The 23,404-nt window shown below is 54.6% G+C and carries 17 protein-coding genes; 7 read left to right on the top strand and 10 right to left on the bottom strand.

All coding sequences use genetic code 11. The features are described from left to right. Positions 1 to 148: 148 nt before the first annotated feature. Both L9H78_RS05135 and L9H78_RS05130 read left to right on the top strand, forming a co-directional pair. Positions 149 to 1,546: an NAD(P)/FAD-dependent oxidoreductase gene (locus L9H78_RS05135; protein WP_249620678.1), complete on the top strand. Its 1,398-nt coding sequence runs from the start codon at positions 149 to 151 to the stop codon at positions 1,544 to 1,546. Between the two features lie 235 nt (positions 1,547 to 1,781). Next, entirely contained in the window at positions 1,782 to 3,290 is a 1,509-nt protein-coding gene (locus tag L9H78_RS05130) for a bifunctional hydroxymethylpyrimidine kinase/phosphomethylpyrimidine kinase (protein WP_430622747.1), read from the top strand. A 26-nt stretch (positions 3,291 to 3,316) separates the two neighbouring features. Here the strand turns inward: L9H78_RS05130 and L9H78_RS05125 are convergent, their stop codons facing one another. Further along, on the bottom strand, positions 3,317 to 3,790 hold the full coding sequence (locus L9H78_RS05125) for a PaaI family thioesterase (protein WP_249618732.1): 474 nt from the start codon (positions 3,788 to 3,790) through the stop codon (positions 3,317 to 3,319). A 113-nt stretch (positions 3,791 to 3,903) separates the two neighbouring features. On the opposite strand from L9H78_RS05125, the gene gndA reads away from it, so the two are divergent. Further along, positions 3,904 to 5,370, top strand: a complete 1,467-nt coding sequence (gene gndA / locus L9H78_RS05120; RefSeq protein ID WP_249620677.1) for an NADP-dependent phosphogluconate dehydrogenase — start codon at positions 3,904 to 3,906, stop codon at positions 5,368 to 5,370. A gap of 24 nt (positions 5,371 to 5,394) precedes the next feature. Here gndA and L9H78_RS05115 read toward each other — a convergent pair whose 3' ends face one another. Beyond that, positions 5,395 to 6,945, bottom strand: coding sequence for an SLC13 family permease (locus L9H78_RS05115; RefSeq protein ID WP_249620676.1), 1,551 nt, complete (start codon positions 6,943 to 6,945; stop codon positions 5,395 to 5,397). Positions 6,946 to 7,161: 216 nt separating this feature from the next. Between L9H78_RS05115 and L9H78_RS05110 the strand changes: the two genes are divergently transcribed. Genes L9H78_RS05110 through L9H78_RS05100 form a run of 3 tightly spaced genes read left to right on the top strand, consistent with a single transcriptional unit; the run spans position 7,162 to position 11,057 of the window. Beyond that, positions 7,162 to 8,607 (top strand): DEAD/DEAH box helicase, encoded by a 1,446-nt coding sequence (locus L9H78_RS05110; protein ID WP_249620675.1) that lies wholly within the window; start codon positions 7,162 to 7,164, stop codon positions 8,605 to 8,607. A 46-nt stretch (positions 8,608 to 8,653) separates the two neighbouring features. Continuing rightward, on the top strand, positions 8,654 to 9,526 hold the full coding sequence (locus L9H78_RS05105; RefSeq protein ID WP_023019505.1) for a hypothetical protein: 873 nt from the start codon (positions 8,654 to 8,656) through the stop codon (positions 9,524 to 9,526). Continuing rightward, the gene (locus L9H78_RS05100) at positions 9,504 to 11,057 is read left to right on the top strand and encodes a vWA domain-containing protein (RefSeq protein WP_249620674.1); all 1,554 of its coding nucleotides are present in this window, start codon (positions 9,504 to 9,506) and stop codon (positions 11,055 to 11,057) included. Before L9H78_RS05105 ends, L9H78_RS05100 begins: the two co-directional genes overlap by 23 nt. Positions 11,058 to 11,087: 30 nt before the next feature. On the opposite strand, the gene L9H78_RS05095 is transcribed toward L9H78_RS05100, so the two are convergent. The 7 genes from L9H78_RS05095 to L9H78_RS05065 form a co-directional block, all read right to left on the bottom strand. After that, positions 11,088 to 11,672 (bottom strand): MerR family transcriptional regulator, encoded by a 585-nt coding sequence (locus L9H78_RS05095; protein ID WP_283775230.1) that lies wholly within the window; start codon positions 11,670 to 11,672, stop codon positions 11,088 to 11,090. 297 nt (positions 11,673 to 11,969) lie between these two features. Then, the gene (gene ftsR / locus L9H78_RS05090) at positions 11,970 to 12,719 is read right to left on the bottom strand and encodes a transcriptional regulator FtsR (RefSeq protein WP_023019507.1); all 750 of its coding nucleotides are present in this window, start codon (positions 12,717 to 12,719) and stop codon (positions 11,970 to 11,972) included. Positions 12,720 to 12,728: 9 nt separating this feature from the next. Beyond that, positions 12,729 to 13,160: an oxoglutarate dehydrogenase inhibitor Odhl gene (gene odhI / locus L9H78_RS05085; RefSeq protein ID WP_021353878.1), complete on the bottom strand. Its 432-nt coding sequence runs from the start codon at positions 13,158 to 13,160 to the stop codon at positions 12,729 to 12,731. Positions 13,161 to 13,363: 203 nt separating this feature from the next. Next, positions 13,364 to 15,664: an accessory Sec system translocase SecA2 gene (gene secA2, locus L9H78_RS05080; RefSeq protein WP_249620673.1), complete on the bottom strand. Its 2,301-nt coding sequence runs from the start codon at positions 15,662 to 15,664 to the stop codon at positions 13,364 to 13,366. An 86-nt stretch (positions 15,665 to 15,750) separates the two neighbouring features. Further along, complete coding sequence (locus tag L9H78_RS05075; RefSeq protein ID WP_249620672.1) at positions 15,751 to 16,746, bottom strand: CE1 family esterase; 996 nt, start codon at positions 16,744 to 16,746, stop codon at positions 15,751 to 15,753. A gap of 149 nt (positions 16,747 to 16,895) precedes the next feature. Continuing rightward, positions 16,896 to 18,713 (bottom strand): ABC transporter ATP-binding protein, encoded by a 1,818-nt coding sequence (locus tag L9H78_RS05070; protein ID WP_249620671.1) that lies wholly within the window; start codon positions 18,711 to 18,713, stop codon positions 16,896 to 16,898. A 2-nt stretch (positions 18,714 to 18,715) separates the two neighbouring features. Beyond that, positions 18,716 to 20,338 carry an ABC transporter transmembrane domain-containing protein gene (locus L9H78_RS05065; RefSeq protein WP_347276373.1) on the bottom strand — a complete coding sequence of 541 codons (1,623 nt, stop codon included), beginning with the start codon at positions 20,336 to 20,338 and terminating at the stop codon, positions 18,716 to 18,718. Between L9H78_RS05065 and L9H78_RS05060 the strand changes: the two genes are divergently transcribed. Further along, positions 20,304 to 21,098 carry a class I SAM-dependent methyltransferase gene (locus L9H78_RS05060; RefSeq protein ID WP_249620670.1) on the top strand — a complete coding sequence of 265 codons (795 nt, stop codon included), beginning with the start codon at positions 20,304 to 20,306 and terminating at the stop codon, positions 21,096 to 21,098. The genes L9H78_RS05065 and L9H78_RS05060 overlap by 35 nt on opposite strands. 73 nt (positions 21,099 to 21,171) lie before the next feature. Here L9H78_RS05060 and der read toward each other — a convergent pair whose 3' ends face one another. Further along, complete coding sequence (gene der, locus L9H78_RS05055; protein WP_249620669.1) at positions 21,172 to 23,361, bottom strand: bifunctional cytidylate kinase/GTPase Der; 2,190 nt, start codon at positions 23,359 to 23,361, stop codon at positions 21,172 to 21,174. Positions 23,362 to 23,404 lie beyond the last annotated feature (43 nt).

Genomic DNA, 23,404 nt, shown 5'->3' with positions numbered 1-23,404 from the left:
TACTCCTTGCCAACGATTCGGGACGGTAGGTGGAACTGTTCAGCCCCAATGATTTTAGCAAAGTGTTTCTGGCCACTAGAGTGTGTAGGCGTATATTTAACTGTGTACTTAATCAAATACGCCACGCATTTTCTACGAAGAGGTATCTATGTCTCAAGCACACCGTCCCGCAGGTGATCGTCACCATGTCGTCGTCATTGGCTCCGGATTCGGTGGCCTGAACACGGTCCAAGGTTTGGCCAACGCTGACGTCGATATCACCTTGATTGACCGCACCAACAGCCACTTGTTCCAGCCGATGCTCTACCAAGTTGCTACCGGCCTCGTCTCCGCGGGTGAGATCGCCCCGTCAACTCGCCAACTGTTGCGTAAGCAGAACAATGTTGATGTAGTGCGCGGTGAGGTGACTGCAATCGATATTGCGAAACAGACCGTGAGCGCATCCCAGGGTGACATCAAGAAAGATTTCGCTTATGACTCCCTGGTTATCGCCGCTGGTTCCAAGCAGGGATACTTCGGTAACAACCACTTCGCACAGCACGCACCAGGCATGAAGAGCATCGACGACGCTCTGGAGATCCGCTCACGCCTTTTGGGAGCATTCGAACGCGCAGAATTGACCGATGATCCCGAAGAGCGCGCGCGTTTGCTGACATTCGTAATCATTGGTGCAGGACCAACCGGCGTAGAGCTGGCTGGTCAGCTGGCTGAACTGGCAAAGCGCGGCCTCAAAGGTGCCTTCAAGAACATTTCGCCGGAATCAGCAAAGATCATCCTTCTCGACGGCGCACCTCAGGTGCTTCCACCGTTCGGTAAGAAACTGGGCAAGAAGGCACAGCGCACCTTGGAGAAGCAAGGCATCGAGGTACGTCTGAATGCCATGGTCACTGAAGTTGATGACGACAAGGTCGTGTACAAGAACATGGCCGACGATTCCGTGCACACCATCGAGTCCCCAACCAAGGTCTGGTCCGCTGGTGTGGAAGCTTCCCCGTTGGGCAAGATGGTTGCGGAACAGGCTAATGTCGAGTTCGATCGTGGTGGCCGCGTATCGGTCAACGAAGACCTCACCGTTGGCGACCACGACAACGTCTATCTCATCGGTGACATGATGTCACTGAATCGTCTGCCTGGTGTGGCTCAGGTTGCCATCCAAACGGGTAAACACGTAGCCAAGCTCATCGACGCCAAGACCAGCGATAATTCCGAGCAGGATCCGAAGGAAGCTTTCGAATACTTCGATAAGGGCTCGATGGCAATCATCAACCGCGGTAACGCTGTGGTGAAAATGGAAAACAGCGAGATCACTGGCTTTGTCGGCTGGCTAATGTGGCTCGTTGTGCACGCCCAGTTCCTCACTGGTGTGCGTAACCGCCTGTTTACCGTCTTGAACTGGACCAGCAATGTACTTTCCCGCAACCGGGGCAACCTGGAGATCACCGAGCAACAGCGTCACGGCCGAAACGCTCTACTGAAGCTGGGCGAACTTAGCACTGATGAGAAAGACCAACCGGTCGAAGTTAAAGACACCAAGCGCATCGGCTAAAACTCCGCAACGGAATAACGCCACAAGGCAAAACCCAACGCCCGCATAGCACAGCCGGAGGCTATGCGGGGCACTAAATACTCTGAACTCCATGCTGGGAACATTCCTGAGAACACTGCTGAGACACTGCTGAGACACTGCTGCGCAGATTGTTGAGCGCATTCTTGAACAATATTCCGGTCACAATCACCGTGCAGGGCTAACAATTCCCAGTATTTTCGCTAGCCTGGTGAGCATGAAGACGAATGCTCGTATCTTGTCCATTGCTGGCACTGATCCCACAGGTGGTGCTGGTGTTCAGGCTGATTTGAAATCTATTGCTGCTGCCGGCGGTTTCGGCATGTCCGTAGTCACCGCCCTGGTAGCGCAAAACACACAGGGTGTGCGCAGTATCCATACCCCGCCACAGGAATTTCTGCGCGAGCAACTCGCTAGCGTTTCTGACGACGTCGAAATCGATGCCATCAAGATCGGCATGCTTGGTGATAGCGACACCGTCGATACCGTTTCTGAATGGTTGCGCGGCCGAAATAAAACTACCCTGGTGCTTGACCCTGTGATGGTTGCTAGCTCCGGCGACCGGCTCTTGCAGCCAGAGGCTGAAGCAAAAGTCCGCGAGCTGTGCACACACGTTGATGTCATTACTCCGAACCTGAAGGAACTCGCCGTTTTGGTCGAAGACGACGAGGCTGCAGATTTCGATGCCGCGGTGGCACAAGCCCGACATTTTGCGGAAAAACATGACGTCACTGTGATCGTAAAAGGTGGCCATCTCGACGGCACGATCGCTGACAATGCAGCAGTAAGCGCTGATGGTGCTGTTCACCGGGTACCTTCTGCTCGGGTAGATACAAAAAACACTCACGGAACCGGCTGTTCGTTATCTTCTGCCCTGGCTACTCGCTTAGGCGGTGGAGCAGAACTCAACGACGCACTCGACTGGGCGACCCACTGGCTGCACGAAGCAATTGCCCATGCAGACGAGCTTGCCGTCGGCAAGGGAAACGGCCCCGTAGATCACTTCCATCAGCTGCGTCGCTGGGCGAGCAACGCGGACACTACCCCATGGACTTTCCCAGTTCATGACAAAGCACCGGCCCCAGCAATCGCGGCGCAAGGCCCACACACTACCCAATTGTGGGAAAAGACCGGCACTCTCTGGCGTGAAATCACAGAGCTACCGTTCATTACCTCGCTGACCAGCGGCGAACTCTCCGAAAAAGAATTCATGTTTTACTTGGCCCAAGATGCTTTGTACTTGGAGCTTTATTCCCGTGCATTGGCGCGCTTATCAACGATTGCCCCAACGCCAGAAGAACAAATCTGGTGGGCCAAAGCTGCACAGGAGTGCCTGACTGTGGAAGCGGAACTACACCGCTCTTTCAATGTGCCGAAGGTCGATCCCTCACCGGTTACTGCCGCATACACTGATTTCTTGGTTGCACGCACCTTCACCGATGACTACGCCGTCGGGGTAGCTGCAGTCTTGCCCTGCTTTTGGCTGTATGCCGAGATCGGCGAAGCGCTGGCCAAACATAATCACGACGAGCACCCGTACCACTCATGGTTGGAAACCTATGGTGATCCAAACTTTGCAGAAGATACACGGAAAGCAATCAGGATTGTGGAAACGGCTTTCGAAAATGCCAGCGAATCAACCCGCGAGCGCGCAACCCGTGCTTATTTGATGGCATCAGCGCACGAACGTGAGTTTTTTGCCCAGGCATCACGTATGCAGCAGTAACTTCAGATGCGTGGCTGACACGCACCTTACTGCTGATCTGTTTGTGTGCGAAGCTCAGCGATAGGCGGCCCCACCACCATCGTGCGCAAAGTGGTGCGGGCCACTAATTTTTTGTGGTTATACATCTCTACGTTCCACAATTGCGTGCGTTTTCCGTTTTGTATGGGCTTCGCAATAGCTTCAATACGTCCTTCACTTACTCCACGGATGAAGTCCGTGCTGTTATTGACCCCAACACAGGGGCGTTGTGCACTAATCATAGAAGCCACCGAGGCAACTGATTCCGCAATCGCGCAAAACACGCCCCCGTTGACGCTGCCCGCATACTGCAGGTGCCTCGAATTGACCTCAAGATAAGCGCGAACTTCAGTAGGGGCAGCGTATGAATAAACCAACCCGAGGAGGCTGTCAAGGCCTAACTCGGATCGGTTTAGCTCTTCCAGCTCAGCCTGCTGTAATTGTCTGGTTCCCGCTGCCATCACTGCTTCCAAATAACCCATGTGTCAACTCTATCGGAATTCAAACCATCTATTTGTTAGCCCCAACACATTCCAAGCATTCCAGCTATTCCTCGCTCTCAGGCCTACTGCGGTAGAAGGTAGACTGATCAGTCATGAATAACCAGCAGCCTTCGCAGCAATTGGCAGATATCGCAATCGTCGGGGTCGGAGTCATGGGTTCGAGCTTGGCCCGTAACTTTGCACGCAATGGTTACCGCGTCGCGCTTTACGATCAGCGCGCGGAAAACGTCAGCAAACTCATTGCGGAGCATGGCGGAGAAGGAGAATTTGTCGGTTGCAACGACTTGCAGGAGCTGGCAGCTAACTTGTCTAAGCCACGCCGCGCGCTGCTGATGGTACCCGCCGGAACTGCTACTGATGCCGCTATCGATGACCTAGTAGAAGCCTTCGACGAAGGCGATATCCTTATCGACGGAGGCAACTCACTGTATACCGACACCGTGCGGCGCGAGCGCGCAGTGGCACTCACCGGACGGCATTTCGTTGGTGCAGGTATTTCAGGCGGAGAAGAAGGCGCACTCACTGGCCCCTCAATTATGCCTGGCGGACCACAAGAATCTTGGGAGTCCATCCGACCGCTTTTGGAATCGATCGCGGCCAAAGTGGATGGCACCCCGTGTGTGCGCTACATCGGTGCCAATGGGGCCGGACATTTTGTGAAGATGGTGCACAACGGCATCGAATACGCTGATATGCAGCTCATTGGAGAGGCTTATCATTTGTTGCGCCACGGCGCAGGCTTGGAGCCCAGCCGTATTGCCAAGATTTTCCGAGAATGGAACGACGGCGACCTAGACTCTTATTTAATCGGTATCACCGCAGATATTTTAGAAACCAGTGACCCAGACACCGGCGCACCGATGATCGACGTCATCCACGATGCTGCCGGACAAAAAGGCACCGGGCGCTGGACCGCGAAGGAAGCTTTGGACCTGGGTATTCCGGCTACCGCGATTGGGGAAGCAGTTTTTGCTCGCGCTCTGTCTTCATCCACCGCGCTTCGCGCTGCTGCCCTGGACCACTTTCCTACCGGTAACCTTGCAGATTTCGCGACACTGGGCATCAGCGTTGAGGAATTCATTGAGCATGTGCGCCGGGCGTTGTACGCCTCCAAGCTGGTGGCTTACGCACAAGGCTTCGACCTGATTGCCGCTGGCTCAGCAGAATACAACTGGAACATTAATCCTCGCGATCTCGCAGCTGTATGGCGTGGTGGTTGCATCATCCAAGCAGCGTTTTTGGACCGCATTGACAATGCCTACGAGAAGCTTCCAGAGCTACCGTCGTTGTTACTTGATTCCTACTTCACCGAGGAGCTCGACGGTTTGATCGATTCCTGGCGCACTGTTGCGGCCTCTGCGATCCGGCTAGGTCTTGCTGCTCCGGTATTCAGCTCCTCGCTCTCCTACTATGATTCGCTGTGCTCCAAGCGTTTGCCTGCCGCGATGGTACAGGCACAGCGCGATTATTTCGGTGCCCACACCTATCGCCGGGTTGATACCGATGGTGTATTCCATCTGGACTGGACTGGAGATAAATCGCAGGAGCAGAAGCGTTAAAACACCCGCCCCTGCTAAGGACGACTAAATAAGGCCCATCCAGTCCCAATAGGTGGCCGAAAACAGCAAGACTAGTAGGTAAGCGACGATGGTAAGCGGGATTCCTGTTTTCAGGAACTCGCCCCGGGTAAATGCGCCCGTGCCATAAGCCAGCATGTTTTGCGGCGCAGAAACCGGCAACAAGAAGCCGAAACAGATGACGAACTGCTGGATGACGACAAATCCGATGCTGGCATCACCAGCAGCAATCGTCGTCGACAAGGCGATAAAGACTGGAATCAGTGCGGATGCCAGCGACGTGGCAGAGGCAAATCCGAGGTGGATGAGGATGTTAAACAGCGACACTAACGCAATGGTGGCCAACAATGGCATCGAGTCCAAGCCCATAGCACCAAAAGTTTGCTCGGATAACCAGCTAGCTGCACCCGTATCGAGCAGGAATGTGCCCAGCGAGATACCGACGGCAAAGACGATCAGCGTACCCCAGGACACCAAATCTTGCGCTGTTTTCCAGTCGAAGACGCCGACTTTCGGAAGCAGCATGTAGCTCACTGCAATGACGGTCGCCACTGGTGCAGAAACCGGGTGCAGGATATCGCCAGTCGCCCACACGAATAGCAGCAGTACGGCGACAGCCACCAATCGTTTTTCGCGGCCGGACATCGGGCCGAGCTCTTCGAGTTTTTGCTCAATGAGTTCTCGACCACCGGAAATCGAGTCTGCCTCCGGTTTAATGCTCGCACGCATTATGAAAAACAGCGCAATGGACATCAGCACCGACCATGGCGCTGCCCAGATAAACCATTGGCCCCAAGAAATAGTCTGACCGAATTCATCCTGGATGAAGTTCAAAGCTACAAAGTTTTGGGCAGCTGCTGTTTGGATACCGACATTCCAAATCGAGACTGCTTGTACTGCGGTGATAACCAATAATGAGGCCATCTTCGAATTTGTCGATAATCCAAAGGCCGCAACCATACCCAGCAGAATCGGAACGACGGCACCCGCGCGGGCGGTCGCCGAGGGCACGAAAAACGCCAACAGTGTCGCGATCACGATCGCGCCAATCAAAATATTCGAGGTTTTATCACCGGCGAGCTTCATCACCCAAAGCGCCAAGCGTTCATGCAGGCCAGTTGCCTGCATCGCACCGGCAAGCAACAAAGCGGCAGCTACCAACGCCAGCGCAGAGGTAGAAAAGCCCTGCAAACTAGTGCCCAACGCGGAAGATGTACCGACTATATCGCCAGTCTCTGGGTCTGTCGACAAACCCAGTAGCAACGCAATCAAACTGATAATCAAAAACGCGCTGACCGGGTAGGATACTGCCTCTGTTACCCATAAAACAATGGCGAAAGCCAAAACCGCCAGTGCGACCTGGCCTTCCCATGCCAGGCTTTCGATCGGTAATAGCAAAACGCCCACCAGAGCAGCTACAGCAAGCAGGAACCATATCGGCTGTAGTACGAATCGCACATCACGTTTTTTCTGCGATTGTTCCGGAGTAGCAACATCAGGAACAATATCACCTTCTGGAGTTTTGACCTTCGATTGCGGGAGAAAGTGCTCGGCCACTGTAAGTTTCCTTTGCACGTTGTAGTTGTAGATGTAGATGAATGGATGTTGGATGAATGGATGTTCAAGAAGGCATTCCTCTCACTTTTCACGCTACAACTCCACAGGCACCGCGGAAGCAAAATTTACTGTAAGTTCTCACACAGTCGTGCAGTTCACGAGCTTTTTTCGCATCAATCACGAACCAGCTACCACAACGCGATAGACTGAAGGATAATGACAACTAAACCTGCACAAGAACCGTCTTTCGCCGACTTGGGCCTGGCCCGGCCCATCGTGCATTTCTTACGCCGCGAAGGCATCTCCGCTCCGTTTCCGATCCAAGCGTTAACCATCCCTGACGTACTGTCTGGCCGCGACGTCCTCGGCAAAGGCCCCACAGGATCAGGAAAAACCTTCAGTTTCGGTTTGCCCATGCTGCATCGCTTGGCGACGTCCGGCGTCTCGCGCCCGGGCCATCCCCGCGCGCTCATCCTCGCACCAACCCGCGAATTAGCCGCGCAAATCAGTGCTCGTTTGGAAGCGCCTGCTGCTTCCCTAGGATTGCGCGTGTTCAACGTGGTCGGTGGCGTCAATATCAATCCGCAAATTCGTCGCCTCGCCGCACCGGTGGATCTGCTCGTCGCCACCCCGGGTCGTTTGCAAGATCTGCTTGATCAGAAAAAACTCAAACTAGATCAAGTGCAGATCGCCACCCTCGATGAGGCCGACCAAATGGCGGACATGGGCTTTTTGCCGCAGGTAACCAAACTATGGAATAAATTACCCTCCGATTGCCAGCACTTATTATTCTCAGCAACGCTGGACAAGCAAGTCCAAGCTGTTGTTGACAGGTTTTTGCATGACCCACGTACACACGAAACTGCTCCAGCACAAAGTTCGGTAGACACGATGGAGCATGTTGTGGCACACGTGGGTACGCGCGAAAACCGTAACGAATTGGTAGAAAAGATTGCCGCCCGTGACGGAAAAACGATTATGTTTATGCGTACCAAGCATGGCGTTGACCGGCAAGTGAAAAAGCTGCGGCGCGTCGGGGTGCACGCTTTAGGTTTGCATGGAGACAAATCGCAAGGCGCTCGCACACAAGCAATCGATGGTTTTAGCGCCGGAACCCTGCCTGTATTGGTCGCCACGGATATTGCGGCTCGCGGCATCGATATTTCAGATGTCAGCTTGGTCGTTCACGTCGATCCCCCAGCAGAACACAAAGCGTATCTACATCGCGCCGGGCGCACCGCGCGCGCTGGAGCCAGCGGCACCGTGATCACATTGGTTTTGGAAGAGCAAGAAAAAACCGTGAAATCGTTGCTCAAAAAGGCAGGGGTCACCGCACGTACTATCGTCGCGCGCGGGCCAGGTATACCGCAGGAGCTTGCGGATCTTAGTGGAGCACGCGAACCTTCCGGAAAAGCCTTGCAAGAAAAACTAAGCTCTGTCCAGAACCAGCGCTCAGAAAAAAGAGGATCAGCAAAAAACGGCACTGCTAATAAGAAGGCACAACAAAAAGCTGCACCGAAAAGGAAAGATCGTTGGCATACGACCAGCAGTGAAGAAGGACGAACCTCGCATTCCCGCGCTGGACGTGGGGGCAGAAAATCTAGCGCATGGGGTGGAAATCCTACTGCGCCGCGCAGTCGTTCCCGCAAGCGCTCACATTAATTAACCTCGCATTAATTAGTACCGTTTTCGTTAGATTACTAGCACCATGATTTTTACTGAGCAGGAATGGACAGCCCAAGCCGATGCCCACCTCGCGCGTGCTGAGGAACGTCTGGCCCGCTATCGGAACCCGGGCATGAAACATCCGGTTTATGATTTCTTGTTTGAGTATTATCCCGTTCGCCCGACACATCTGAAACGCTGGCATCCCGGCGTCGGCTCGGCTATGCAGGGCGATCCGCCACATGCGCACTGGCGTGATTACCACCGCACCGAGCGTGGTGTGGAATTGAACGCGCAATCGTTATGGCAGCGGCGTGGTTCAGCAATCGGCTATATCAGGGATTTGCTGGCGCGAACAGCTGAACGCCCCGCCAGATTTGACTGTTTTGGTTTACACGAATGGGCAATGGTCTACCGTTCTGAAGCCCCACGCCATGATTTACCACTCCGCCTCGGGGCTAAAGGGACGAACGAAGTCGTAGAAAAGCATGATCTCCGCTGCACACATTATGATGCCTTCCGTTTTTTCACTCCCCCAGCACGCCCGCTGAATATCACGGTGCTGAATCGCGAAGATCAGCTCGACTGCGACCAAGGCGGATGCGTGCACGTGACAATGGACTTATACAAATGGGCTTGGAAACTGGGCCCGCTAGTCCCGGGTGAGTTATTACACCAGTGCTTCGATCTTGCGGTTAGCGCCCGTGAGTTGGACATGGAGGCTTCACCATACGATTGCCGTGATTGGGGCCTTGGCGTCGTAGCCGTTGAGACCACAGCGGGGAAAAACGAATACGTTGCGCGCCAACGTCAACTAGCTGCCCGAGCCGAGCCGCTCCGACACAGGCTGATAAATATTGTGGACCATGCTCAGCGGGCTAGACTAGGTAGCTATGGGGCGTCACTACACACCTGAACAAAAGACTCAATTTTCCGGAGGATTCATTGCCTCCGCCATTGCAATCTTGCTGGCAATTATCGCTGTGCTTGCATGGTTATTCTTGGGAAATGGTTCTGAAGACACCGGTTCCAATGCGGATAGCGCCGAAGGTGAATCGTGCATTGAAGGAAATCTACAGCTTCCCGTTGCCAGCGGTGACGCAACCTTAACGCAGTCGCTATTGGCCTCCTGGAATGCCACGAAACCAGTGGTGCGTGATCATTGTGTGCAGGCCGTCATCGCCGAAGATATCGCGAAAGCCGCTGTCTATATCGACGCAGACTCCCCGCGTTTAGCCCAGGCCGTTGCAGCTGCTGGTCGTACAGCAGCCGCGAGCGGTGAACACCCAAAAGTAGCTGGCCAAGCAGCTGGTATTTACGATAAACACGCTGCAACAGATGCAGACGTCGATCTCAAGCTTCCGGCTGACGCCGTCACCTATCCTGGCGACTCAGCGGCGTCTGCGGTGGTTGCTTCCGCTCTTGCCGACGGCCCAGAATCTGGCGCGGAGCTTCTTTTGCGGGATGAAAACAAAAGCCTTGCCGACGCTGACGGCCCGGTTGCCGCGGTGCAGGCTATAAGCGCTCAAGATGCAGGCTCGTTCCATGCCTTGGAGGGCGCATATGTAGAATATGCCGCGGTGGTGTTGAACCGGTCTGACGAAATTGATGAAGAACAGGCCCGCGCCGCGCAAGCTTTCGCCGATGATTTGGCAGCGCAATACCACGGGTTTGAGGCGAATCCGGAGGTAGAAGGCCAAGTTGAGGCTGAAACTGATGCTAAGCGATTGGACGCTAGCCCGGTCTGGGAAGCTTACCTAGCACGTACCGCACTGGATTTCGGCAACACCGGGAGTAAGCATCAGTCCAACAATGATGCCGCAGCCCAGGACCATAATAAGAACGACGCGAAACACGCCAACGACGCAGCCGATGCCTTGACTGCAACGGATACCCTGTTTTTGTTGGATACCTCCGATGCTATGTCCTCGGGTTTTCCCGGGATCGCAGGACCGTCGCGTTTCCAGGCCTCTGCTGATGCAATCGCAACCCTTGCTCCCGAGTTGAGTGCTCACGGACATTCGGTGGCATTGTGGAATTACTCTTCACCATTAAACCCTGGGGTTACACAGGGTTTTCGCCAAAATATCGATTTTTCTGATGGCGCAGAAACCGCTCGTTCTGTACAGCTTTTAGGTACCGGTGGAGTACCGCAAACTAACGAAGCACTACTCGCTGCTGCCCACGCGGTTCGGGATCATTCTGGTATCGCGCAATCGGAGTCTCAGCCATCCCGTATCGTGCTGATTACTTCTGGTACGGCGGATGGCTACCCAGATTTCCCCGCAAAATTCCGGGAGGCACTGGGTGCCAAGGCAGAACTCAGTGTTGTACATGTTGGTGATGGTGAAACAGATCCAGCTCTACGCGAAGTAGCCGGTCATATCCAGACAGTAAAAAACGCCGCAGAACTCGAAGAGAAGCTGCGGCGTGTCGTTGGACTCTAAAATGAGTCGAGCAAAAACTAATCCAAGATGTTAAGCGGAGTGAGATTTGCGCACACGCAGCGCAGCCAGCTCGTCAATACCAGAAGCAGCTTTAGAATCATCCGCCAGGGCTGGGTCAATACGCTCCGCTGGGAACGAGCTAATGGTTCCGCTAAGTTCTTTCATAATGCCTGGAATCGCTACACCAAAGACGCCTTGTCCTCCCGAAAGCAAGTCGATGACCTGTTCATTGCTGTGACATTCGTACACCGTCGTGCCATCAGAAACAAGAGTAATCTCCGCGATATCGTTCACGCCATGTTCACGCAAAGACTCGACTGCCAAGCGGATATTCTGCAACGAGATTCCGGTATCAAGCAAGCGCTTGACGATCTTCAAGACAAGAACGTCTTTGAAGGAGTACAAACGCTGCGAACCGGAGCCACGCGCATTTCGGATCGACGGCTTCACTAGGTTAGTGCGCGCCCAATAATCGAGCTGACGGTAGGTGATGCCTGCAACCTGGCACGCAATAGGCACGCGGTAGCCAAGTTGTTCATCTGGCCCGAGGTCAAACAGGGACTCCTGGACGTACGGTGCGTCCGTGTACTGGGAACGGGATGAGTTGATAGTCACGTAATTACTCCGATGGAAGTTTGGAATCCTTAAATTATTTAAGGTCAATCCTATTGCCCTTTTACGAAGAATCGGCGCGACACGCCCTAAAGTCTCAATTAAGACTTTAGAGTTCTCCCGTCTCGCGAATCCCAACTCTTAACATGATCCCCATCACTATACTCATATTGGTCGCATCACCCATAACAGACTCGTCATGATGACAGAAAGAAACCGACACCGCAGACGCGCGATGCCGGTTCCAGACGAAAGATCTCCGTGAAAGACCCTAAAATAATGGGCTAGGCATTGAGTTCCTTAAGCATCGAATTCCTCACGCAGGGTGCTCTTAAGCAAACTTGTGTGCAGGGAAACCACCAACGCAGAAATTTGTTGTGACAATTCTTCCGCTTGTTGTTGCGCATTATCTGATTTTCCATGCGTCAACGGGCCTGCAACCTGCGTGATCAGATCTGCATGCCGACGGGCACCATTACGCAGTGATTTCAGCAATCGCGTGTCAAAGCCCAACTGCTGCAACGACCGCGCTGTACTCACAATGTTTACGTCATCAGTGGCAAAAAATCCAGCGGCATCCGGGCGGATCAAACCAGCTCCAGCAAGTTCGGTCACGAACTCAACATCTACGCCTGCTTGGTGTGCGACATCTGAATCCGTGAAACTCCTCGGCCCGGTGGTACGGAAAGTATCCGCGGACATCAGCCCCTGTGTGGAATTCGCCCCCACCAAGGCAGTAACTTGCCCGGAGTCCATCGCTTCGAGCTGTTCACGAATGACTTTCAGCGGAAGATAGTGATCTCGCTGGGTAACCAAAATATAGCGTAACCGTGCGACATCTTCTTCCGTGAAACGACGGTAGCCGGACTTTGTGCGCTGCGGGGAAATTAATCCCTCCGATTCGAGGAATCGGATCTTAGAAACCGTAATATCTGGAAACTCGGGACGCAAAGATTCCAAGACGACACCGATGGACTTTGCCTTACGGGTCTTGTACGCGCTGCCTGTCCGCGGCGTCGACTGCGCTGCTGCTTGAGATACTGGACTCACAATTACCTATTATTTCTTGGTATCAGCCAAAAAGACCAATCGGAACTTACCAATTTGAATTTCATCGCCCACAGAAAGAACCTGTGAATTCCGTGGCTCGCGGTTGACATAAGTACCGTTCAATGATCCCACGTCGACCACTTCGAATTCCCCATTGTTCAAACGGAATTCTGCATGACGACGAGAAACGGTGACGTCATCCAAGAAAATATCCGCCTCTGGGTGGCGACCTGCGGTCGTGGTTTCTTGGTCCAACAAGAAACGCGCACCCGCGTTTGGTCCCCGTTTGACCACCAACAGCGCTACGCCTTCGGCGAGGTTTTCGGTATTTTCGGCTGCGGTAGAAGCGCCAGCACCGGATTCCATTTCCTTAATTAAATCCGCACGGAAGACTGAGGTTGTCTCCGCCTGTTGCTCCGGAGTACCGGTGTTTTCGCTCATTATCTATCCTCCGCATTGTCGGAAATATTGCCGTTAGTAATCCATCATAGCGCCTAAACGCCTACGGCGAGAGTCAAAGTTATTTTCTTTCACATTTTTTCAACTACAAAACCCCGCAGAATAACACAATCGTAATTCAAACCGCGAGGCTTTTCGACTAGTCACCTGCATAGAAGATCGGGCGCTAGTTAAACCTGTGTTCCTTAGCGGAATAGGTTGCCAATTCCGCTCAATGCAGAATTTCCCGAGCCAGCGAGCGGATTGTCCGAGACCATATACGTCCAAGTCGCAGATGGGCGAGCTAGGCCACCTTCGGAAAGATGTGCACCGGCATTATCGATAACTACCTCACGGAAACTTTCTCTAGCTGCCTCTACGCCACGACGCACGATTTCTTTAAATTCGCGCACCGCAATCCGGTGATACTCATCGATCGGGGTTTCCCTGGCGATCGCGCGCAGGTGAATCGATTCACGAACATCATCCATATGTTCAAGGTGATCCGCCCAGGCGAGATCAAGATGGTAAAGCATGATCTCGCGGCTTGCTTGCACCAATACGTCGTCGGTAAGACCCGCGGCAACCAATTCGGCGGCACGCTCTGGTTCATACTCACGGAGTTCCGCCCAGGCTTTGTCCGTGTCGAGCAAACTACTCCTGCGCTCATCGATGATTTCCCGTTGATCTGCCAACAATTTGTTGTATTTCCAGGTCTGACTATGGATTTCCAGCAATTGAGCTTCTGTCACTCTCTGGCAATGAGCGATAAAATCTACGATACGCCCAGAATCAATCCGGCCGTTCCCGTCCGGCTGGGCTTCTACGGATTCACCTGCCCCGCCGGAAATGACCACATCGTCTTCCAAAGAGACGAAAAACAGACTCAACCCCGGATCCCCCTGGCGTCCTGCACGGCCCCGCAATTGATTATCTAAACGCGAGCTCCGGTGGCGCGTGGTTCCCAGCACTGCCAAGCCACCGGCGTCTTTGACTTCTTGATAGTGGGTTCCATCGGTGCCCCCTAATTTGATATCCGTACCGCGGCCAGCCATCTGCGTTGATACAGTGACCCTGCCTGGCATACCAGCTTCGGCAATAATCGCTGCTTCCTCGGCATCGTTTTTCGCGTTGAGCACCTGCGCATTGATTCCACGTTCTGTTAGAGCGGCGTCCAGGCTTTCTGATTCCGCAACATCCTGAGTGCCAATCAATACTGGCTGTTTCTGTGCATGCAGCAATTCAATTTCGTCTAACAAGGCCTGGGTTTTCTCAGTCACCGTGGCATAGACGCGATCTGCTTCGTCGAACCGCTGCGGCGCTTTATTCGGAGCAATTTCGGAAACGTACAAACCATAAAATTCGCGTAACTGGTCTGTGGCTTCAACAGCGGTACCGGTCATACCACACAACTGCGGGTAGCGACGCATTAGTTCTTGAATGGTCAGCGTATCGAGAATTCGGCCGCCTTCTGTGACTTTCAGTCCTTCTTTTTCTTCGACTGCGGCTTGCAATCCGTCCGGCCAACGCTGCAGGTCAGCAACTCGACCTTTCGCGGTATCAATCAGTTTCAACTCGCCATCATGAACCAAATAATGGATATCACGGATAAGTAGGGCTTTTGCATGCAAAGCGAGGTTCACCCGCACCAAAGTGCTTCCGATATGTTCATCGCTATAAAGCGAATCGATTCCTAGTTCCTTTTCCACCGTCGCCGCACCATCGTCAGTAAGGAACACCGTGCGACCGTCAGTGCCGATGGTGTAGTCACGTTCCTGCTTTAAGTTGGCTACCACGGTGGTCACACGCGGGTCTGTAGCTTGGTCGGCTCGGGTTCCTGCAAGCACTAGCGGCACCAGGGCTTCGTCCACCAGTACAGAATCTGCTTCATCAACTAACGCTACGTCAGCTTGTTGAAATACAGCCTGCTCACGAGAAGTAATTTGGTTGTCCCGTAGTACATCAAACCCTAGCTCTTTCACCGGTGCATAGACCACATCAGCGGCATACGCTTGTCGACGCTGCGCCGTGTCCATGGACTCGGTCACTGCAGCTACCTCTAGCCCAAAGCTTTCTACGAGCGGGCGCATCCATTCGGCATCGCGGCGTGCAAGATAATCATTGACTGTAACCACATGCACTCGTTTTCCGCTGAGCGCAAAACCAGTGGCTGCCATCGCACCGACCAAAGTTTTACCTTCGCCGGTCGCCATATGGATGACATCGCCCGTCAACAGTCGCAGTACAGCCTGAGATTGCACGTCGTATGGGCGCAGCCCCAGCTTGCGAGAACTTGCCGTAGCAAGTGCCGCCAAAAACGTGGACTTATCGGTGATCTCACCACTGGGATTCACTGAGCTACGGGCATGCTCACGTAGTTTATCGTCGCTCAGTGAGTCAAAATCCGCGGCCTGTTGCTGGGCTTGGCCGACGATTTTGCGCGATTGCTTCTCGTGCTTCGCCGATTTTGCACCCATGGCGTTCCAGAACCAATCGAATTTTCCCACGCTTGCTCAATATCCTTCCGGTCGTGAAATAATAGACCCTTAGTCTACTGCTTAGTATGCCATCGGTAGCGTTTAACTTCCGCGGTTCAAGGACGCCCCGGAATCCGGAAGAAGTCCAAGATCTTATCGGTAGCGAAATTCTCCGGCATCGCATCATTACGGTTTGCGCTATAGCCCGGCCACCAATGCTTGCCACCTTCGATACGAATGTGATCGACTGGCGCTGCGCAATCCATATAACTAGTTCGTTTGGCGCCGCCAACTAACCGTTGCTGTTCAATACTATGCCCGCAGTGGTTTCGGCGCGCAGCCACAGCCATGATTTCGGGCACCGATAAGAACTTCGTGTTGTGCCGGGTTCCGCCGTCATAACTCACAACCTGATCTGCAGTGCCGTGGATATCCAAATGCCCCACGGTTCCCGGGGCACATTTTTCTACGACCGCAGTGTAATAAGCAGCCGACACCGTGGCTATAGCTTGGAACTGCGCCGGCCGTTGACACGCAAGATATTGTGCAAAACCTCCGCCATTAGAAAACCCCACAGCAAAAAGTTGGCTATCGTCTATATTCCAGGTACGCCGCGCGGAGTTGATAATTTCGTCAACGAACTCGAGGTCTTCGCCCCCGCTGGTATTCGCATAAGGTGCCGGAGCCCAGGCCTTTTTATTCTGGTTAGGAGCTTTGCTTGGGGCCCCATCCGGATAAATGGAAATAGCACGAGCTGCATCGAAGTGTGTGGCAGTCGCCAAGGACTGGCCGTTTTGCCCCCACCCGTGGAAGGTTAAGATCAATGGCCACGGCTCCGACGGATCGTAGCCAGCAGGCAGATGCACCAAATAGCTGCGACCACTCGGCAAGTTAATTCGAGTAGTCTCACCGGGCAACGCTCCTGCCACCGGGGCGCCGGTGGGGTGTGGAAACGTCTGCATCTCCCGGTCTAGTGCGTGCGTATGCTCGGATTCAGGGACATGTTGGGTCGATTGCGTGCCATCGTCCGTATTGCTGCAACCGGCAGCAGCTATGGCAAAAGCGCAGAAAACCCCGGCTAATTGGGTACGAGCGCTACGTCTCGAGTGCATCTGCAGTATGCCTGGTAGCAAACCAGCTAGTGTCATTCTTGCTCGTGCCAATGTCACCTACCCCAGCCTGGTGTGCAGCGTGCTACAACATGCATCTATCTAATTCACCGGTTACGCAAATAGTTTTACCACATAAAACAAGTATTGCCTTAGCGACCCGAACTCCAGGCCTCCCACAGCTCAGTATAGCGACCATTTCGAGCAACCAAATCTTCATGAGTTCCCCGCTCAAGCACTCTTCCCTTGTCCATGACCACGACCTGGTCCGCAGATGCCGCCTGATCTAAACGGTGTGCCACGATCACCGCTGTGCGACCAGCGGCAACCGCAGCTGCACCAGCTTCCAGCTTCTCGGCCCCAACCGAACCAGCTTCTGCAGTAGCCTCATCCATGATCACCAATGCTGGATCCGCTAGCCACACACGGGCCAACGCAAGCTGCTGGGCTTGCACCGGGTTAAGCTGCTGCCCCCGCGCACCCACCACGGTCTCCAGTCCGTCGGCAAGCGATTCCACCCAATCTGCATGCACGCTATGCAAGGCTCCAAGCAATTCTTCATCGTTAGCGCCGGGACGCGCCAAGGTAAGGTCATCGCGCAGACTGCCAGAAAACACATAAACATCCTGCGAAATCATCGCTAAACGGCCCGCTCGCTCCCGATCAGAAAGCTGTGCCACCTCGGTTCCGTCGACAAGAATCTCGCCCGAATCCGAAACACGTAACCCGGCAGCTAACGCCGCTAAGGTCGTTTTTCCTGCCCCCGATGCTCCCACGACAGCAACCGTAGAACCAGGTGGAATCGTCAGCGACACGTCATCGACGGCGTTTGTAGAACCGCTCGAGTCGTCCACGTTTTCCGGGTTTGCAGCACCACTAGAACCCGCCGAATAAGAAAAACAAACATTCTTTATGACGAGCTCGCCACGCGGTGCGGCGGCTCCCGAATCCGGCACCGGCTGCGGAGGGGACGCTATGACTCCTGCAATCCGACTCAACGAAGCATATCCAGCCTGCAGCGTATCCAGTACTCGCATCAAAGCCATTATCGGACCGCGAAGACGAATCAGCATCAACATCGCCGCGGTCACGGCCCCAACGGTGAGATATCCGCTATCAACTACGAAAAAACCGACTAACAGCCCCAGCGACAAAAGCAAAAACTCCGCCAACCAGACCCACAAACCAAGGGTCATCATCGTGCGACGCGCAGCAAAACCATGGGTCACGACTTGCAATGAACTCTCCTGCACACGCGCATGCATCGCATCTTCCCAGCCGTAGGCACGCACCGTGGGCCCACCGTGGATAGACTCCAATACGCGCCGGGCACGTTGCGCCATTGCTTCACGTTGCGCGATGTAGCGCGGCGGAGCCACCCGCAGATAACGCCGCACAGCAAACCAATAGATCGGCACCACGACCGCAATAACGACGAGGAACTGCCAGTCAATAGCTATCAGCGCAATTGCCGTTGCGCCGACCATGAACACGGATTTCGACAACACCGGCACTGTCTCACTCACTGCAGCGGAAAGTTCTGCAACATCATCGGTCGCGCGTGATACCAAATCCCCCGAACCGGCTTCTTCCACCTCATGCGCCGGCAGACGCAATGCGGTACCGACCATCGTTTCTCGAAGATTTGAAATCACCCGTTCGATCAACGCACCGATAACGTACAACCCGCCCGCCGAAAGCACAGCGGAGGCTAACGCCAATGCCACCAACCACACCGCGATCATGGTGATGCTACCGTCTTCAGCCACAACCTCATCAACAATCTTCCCTAGTTGCCGGGGGACTAGAACATTCGCCAAAGCGCCAGCGCTTAGCAGCAGCATTGCACACCAAAACTGGCTGGCTGCCCGCGGGATCCGGCGTAACTGCGTACCGACGATACGGCGAACTGTGGAAAATGAGGCGGTGGCAAATGCAGCACCCTGCGGCACACCAGACGCGTTCGACATGATCACTCACCCGCCTGCACAACATCTGCTACTTCGCGCCAGGCAGGCGAGGAACTATAAACGACTGTGGTTTTCCCACGACGAGCCTGAGCGACCCGCTGGGCAATGGTGTGTTCCGTGACCGAGTCGACTGCGGTCGTAGGATTATCTAAAACTAGTACCTCCGCGTCACGAGCAAGCGCACGAGCTAGAGCCACCCGCTGGCGTTGGCCTCCGGAGAGATCACCATCCGATTCGCCTACCCGTCGTTGTGCACCACCAGGAATATCATCGGCAGCTGCAGCTACTAGTGCTGGCTCCACCCGATCAAGAATCTCCTGCGTACTCATGGTGTCCGTACGATCCAGAATATTTTCAGCGATGGTCCCGCTAAATAGTTGCCCGTCGTGTGGGGCTACCAGTACTCGTTCGCGTGGCAACAACTCCAGACCAGCCGGCACCGTGCCGACGACAACTGTTAATACCCCTGGTCTCGGACGCGCGTTTTCTGGGAAAATCTCCCAATTGACGCCGGACTGTGCCTCCGCTAGCGCATAGGGAGCTGCGAGCACAGACCTGATGCGATCGCCTGACCCCTGCGCGGTAGCCCATTTCGAAGAAATATTTTTCCCGAGCATCGTCATCGGGGTAATGATGAATTGCGTCAAACCGATAACCGTAATTAACTCTCCCACGCTGATGACCTCCCCCAGGGCCAGCCCACCAGCAGCAATACCAATGACGATGACATAAACCGACCCGACGGTTTCCGTAATAGCATCAAGCACCGAACGTGCACCGTGGGCCCGCACGGTCGCAGAATACGCATCATCAGACACCTGCTGATAACGCTCATACACTGTGTCTACTGCACCAATTCCTTTCAAAATGCGTAGACCATGCACCACATCGGTTGCCGTGGCTGCGGCCTCAGCCAGCCAGTGCTGGCGTTTCCCGGAACGGCGGCGTAATGGGCCCGAAGCTGACAGGGAAATCCACACCATAACAGGACCGCCCACCAACACCGCGATGCCCAGGGGAACGCTGATCATGCTCACCATTACCCCGACGTAAATAATCGAGGCAAATTCCGCAAACGGAAACACCGCCATCAAGACTGCATCAGCAATCCGCTGGGTATCGCTCGAGGCAATGGACAACAACTCGCCTGCTGTTCGTCGCTGGCCACCAAGCCCCCGGGGATGAGAGATCCGGTCGGTCACCGCCATACGCAATGAATGCCCAGTACGCAGCATTGCGAGCACCAGGTACTTGCGGCCGAACCATCCACACGTAGCGTGCACCGCAGATACCAAGACCAAGACCGCTAACCAGCGCAACAGATCTGCAAATTCACCGCCGGCAATGGCATCATCAATCGCGTGCCCGACAATCACTGGAGTCAGACCGGTGCACAAAAACATGATTACCGTCATTGCTGCAGCAGGAATTGTCAGACGAGGATGCAGAAAAATCGTCTTCAACAACCACAAGCGATCATCCGAGCGCGGCAACGACGGGGTCGAATTTCCGGGCAATTTCTCGGCCGGGGTAACCATTAAAGGTACTGGCTGCTGCACGCCAGCTTTTCGTGTATTAGTTTGTGTACCGATGACTTCTCCTGTGTTTTTCAAGGCATCTGCCAAAACCAGCCCCACCTTTGCAAGCGCAGAGTTGCGCCGTGCAGCGGGCGAGGCATTTTCGGCGGAAGCCTACGATGCAATCCGGCCCGGATACCCAAACGAACTCGCCCACTTGGCCACGCGTGACCAAGCAAACGCACGCGTCGTCGACGGCGGTGCTGGAACCGGTCAGCTCAGCGCCGTATTCGATGCTGCCGGCCACCAAGTTTACGCCTTTGATCCGTCAGCAGACATGGCGCAGTTCCTGCACCGAAAACTAGGCGTGCCGACGTGGCAAGCCAGCGCGGAAGCCACCGGCTTGGCACGAGATTCCGTGGATTGCCTGAGCTACGCACAATCTTGGCATTGGTTCGATGTCGCAGCTGCAAGCCAGGAAGCTGATCGTGTGCTCGCGCCGGGCGGTAGGCTGCTATTGGTATGGAATACTTTGGACGTCTCCCGCCCAGAAATACTCCGGCTGGCACGGATCATGCATTCTGGGGATATCCAACCAGCCGGGTTTTTCCCAACCGTCCATGCCCCGTGGCAGCTGGTAGATACGCTACGGACCACTATGGCGCAAGAACTCAGCGTTGCCGGTGTGCATGAACTGATGCATTCGCGCAGCTATTGGCAGCGTGCAAACCAGCGCATGCGCAACCGGTTGACCGGGAATTTAAATTGGTACCTGTTAGATTTCTGGGAGAAATCACGCACAGATACCATAACGCTGCCCTATCGCACAGACGCCTTCGTTTATGAGCGCGGCCCACACACGGGCTAAGGCCAGAGCTGCCAGACTAGCGCCACGCATTGCCTGCGATCTCTGACTAACGCCCGACTAAAGCTAGCTTCAACTACTTGCGCTTAGTTTTGCGCTCACGCACCCGGACAGCAATGCGCACTGGGGTGCCGTGAAAACCAAATCGCTCTCGGAATTTACGCTCGAGGTAGCGCCGGTACCCGGCATCCAGGAATCCGGTCGTAAACAACACGATGGTCGGCGGCTGCGTGCCTGCCTGGGTAGCAAACAGTACCTTAGGCAAACGATTGTTCTTCATAGGCGGTGGGTTCGCCGCGATAGCCTCGCGGATCCAGTTATTCAACTGTCCCGTAGTCACACGCTTGTCCCAGCTTTCCAAGGCTGCGATCATCGCTGGTTCCAGCTTGTTGAGCGCACGGCCTGTTTTCGCCGAGATATTCACGCGCGTCGCCCATGGGATATGCCGAAGCTGTTGTTCCAGCTCGCGCTCCAACAAGAAGCGGCGTTCTTCTTCCATCAGATCCCATTTGTTAAGCGCGAGGACTAGGGCTTTCCCAGATTCCAAGATCATGGCGAGTACGCGCTGGTCTTGTTCACTGATCGGCTCAGAGGCATCGATCAACAGCACGCAGACTTCTGCAGCATCGATCACGCCACGGGTACGCAGGGACGCATAATATTCATGACCTTGCGCGTTTTTTACCTTTTTGCGGAGACCTGCGGTGTCGATGAAACGCCACATTTGCTCATCGAGTTGCACCATGGAGTCCACTGGATCCACCGTAGTACCAGCAACGTTGTCGACCACCGAGCGTTCTTCGTTGGCAAATTTGTTCAGGAGTGAGGACTTGCCGACGTTCGGCTTGCCCACCAAAGCCACTTTGCGCGGTCCAGAGGTAATCGAAGTTTGCCGTGGAGTTTCTGGGAACAAACGCAACATCTCATCGAGAACGTCAGCGGAACCGTTACCGTGCAGCGCCGAGACCGGCCATGGATCTCCCAATCCCAGGCTATAAAACAGTGAGAGATCAGCATATTGCTGCGGTGAATCGAACTTGTTGGCTACCAGCAACACCGGCACTTTCGAGCGTTGCAGCTTCCGCGCCATCATGATGTCAGTCTCAGTGGCTCCGACGCGGGTATCAACGACGAAAATGATGACATCTGCGGTATCCATCGCGACTTCTGCTTGGCGTGCGATATGCGCGTTGAGGCCTTTGACATTGGAATCCCAGCCACCAGTATCTTGTACCCAGAAGCGCTGGTTTGCCCATTCCGCCAAATACGAGTTCCGGTCGCGGGTCACACCAGGTACGTCTTCGACGACTGCTTCGCGACGGCCTAAAAAGCGGTTGGTCAAGGATGACTTGCCGACGTTCGGGCGCCCCACAATCGCGACGGTGCACAGTGCCTCTTCTACTTGAGTGCCGCCAAGCGAAGACAGGAATTCTTCTTCCAAAGCGTCCCAGTCTGGCTCATCTTCGCCTCGCTCAGCATCCGCAACGGAAAATTCGGTTTCATCAAAATCATCGCCGGTATATTCGCGATACGCGGAGGCAAAGTCGTTCGAAGCGTCTAAGTTACCGGACTCCGTCAAGCCTGCACTCTGGATGATGTTGATGATCTTTTGCTGAACTTCCTCGAGCGTCAACTCTGAGGTATCAACCAGCACCGCATCATCAGCTGGACGCAGCGGCGAGGCAGCACGAGCGGAATCAGCCGCATCTCGGCGTTGGACGTCGGCAAGCACCGCAGAAAACGACGATTCCCGGCCTGCCGCCAGGTTTTGGTCGTGCCGACGCTGCGCACGAATCTCCGCAGAAGCAGTGAGAAAAATCTTCGTCGGCGCATCTCCCAGCACGACGGTGCCGATGTCTCTGCCTTCCACAATCACGCGGTGGGCGGCAAAAGCGAGCTCACGCTGCAGTTGCACCAAATTTTCCCGAACCTCCGGGATGGCCGAGACGGACGAGACATGCGTCGTCACGGCTTGCCCACGGATCGGTTCCGAGACATCCTCACCGTCGAGAAGCACCGCGCTGGATTCCGGGTCATCGCTAATTTCGATCGGGAGATCGCGGGTCGCCTCAATGACCGCATAGCTATCAAGCGGATCTACCTGGGCACGCAGCACGGCGAGCGTGGCTACTCGATACATCGCACCGGTATCCAGGTATTTAGCGTCCAGTCGTTTCGCGAGCGCGCGGCAGGTGGACGATTTTCCGGTTCCGGAAGGTCCGTCGACGGCAACAAGTAGGCCGTCGTCAGGCATATTTGTAATCATAAATTCGTTTCTATCTTTTCTATCTACTTTGTCTGTATTGGCT

This window comes from Corynebacterium pseudodiphtheriticum, assembly GCF_023509295.1.
Lineage (GTDB): Bacteria > Actinomycetota > Actinomycetes > Mycobacteriales > Mycobacteriaceae > Corynebacterium > Corynebacterium pseudodiphtheriticum.
Note: the sequence above shows the minus strand (reverse complement) of the source record. Positions and strands in the feature narration are given on the sequence as shown.

Bases quoted from the DNA above. Each gene is read 5' to 3' on its own strand.
- L9H78_RS05075 (WP_249620672.1), bottom strand. From the start codon at position 16,746: ATGCACTCGAGACGTAGCGCTCGTACCCAATTAGCCGGGGTTTTCTGC.
- L9H78_RS05060 (WP_249620670.1), top strand. From the start codon at position 20,304: ATGACTTCTCCTGTGTTTTTCAAGGCATCTGCCAAAACCAGCCCCACC.
- der (WP_249620669.1), bottom strand. From the start codon at position 23,361: ATGATTACAAATATGCCTGACGACGGCCTACTTGTTGCCGTCGACGGA.
- L9H78_RS05135 (WP_249620678.1), top strand. From the start codon at position 149: ATGTCTCAAGCACACCGTCCCGCAGGTGATCGTCACCATGTCGTCGTC.
- L9H78_RS05105 (WP_023019505.1), top strand. From the start codon at position 8,654: ATGATTTTTACTGAGCAGGAATGGACAGCCCAAGCCGATGCCCACCTC.
- L9H78_RS05100 (WP_249620674.1), top strand. From the start codon at position 9,504: ATGGGGCGTCACTACACACCTGAACAAAAGACTCAATTTTCCGGAGGA.
- L9H78_RS05070 (WP_249620671.1), bottom strand. From the start codon at position 18,713: ATGTCGAACGCGTCTGGTGTGCCGCAGGGTGCTGCATTTGCCACCGCC.
- L9H78_RS05110 (WP_249620675.1), top strand. From the start codon at position 7,162: ATGACAACTAAACCTGCACAAGAACCGTCTTTCGCCGACTTGGGCCTG.
- odhI (WP_021353878.1), bottom strand. From the start codon at position 13,160: ATGAGCGAAAACACCGGTACTCCGGAGCAACAGGCGGAGACAACCTCA.
- gndA (WP_249620677.1), top strand. From the start codon at position 3,904: ATGAATAACCAGCAGCCTTCGCAGCAATTGGCAGATATCGCAATCGTC.
- L9H78_RS05125 (WP_249618732.1), bottom strand. From the start codon at position 3,790: ATGGGTTATTTGGAAGCAGTGATGGCAGCGGGAACCAGACAATTACAG.
- L9H78_RS05130 (WP_430622747.1), top strand. From the start codon at position 1,782: ATGAAGACGAATGCTCGTATCTTGTCCATTGCTGGCACTGATCCCACA.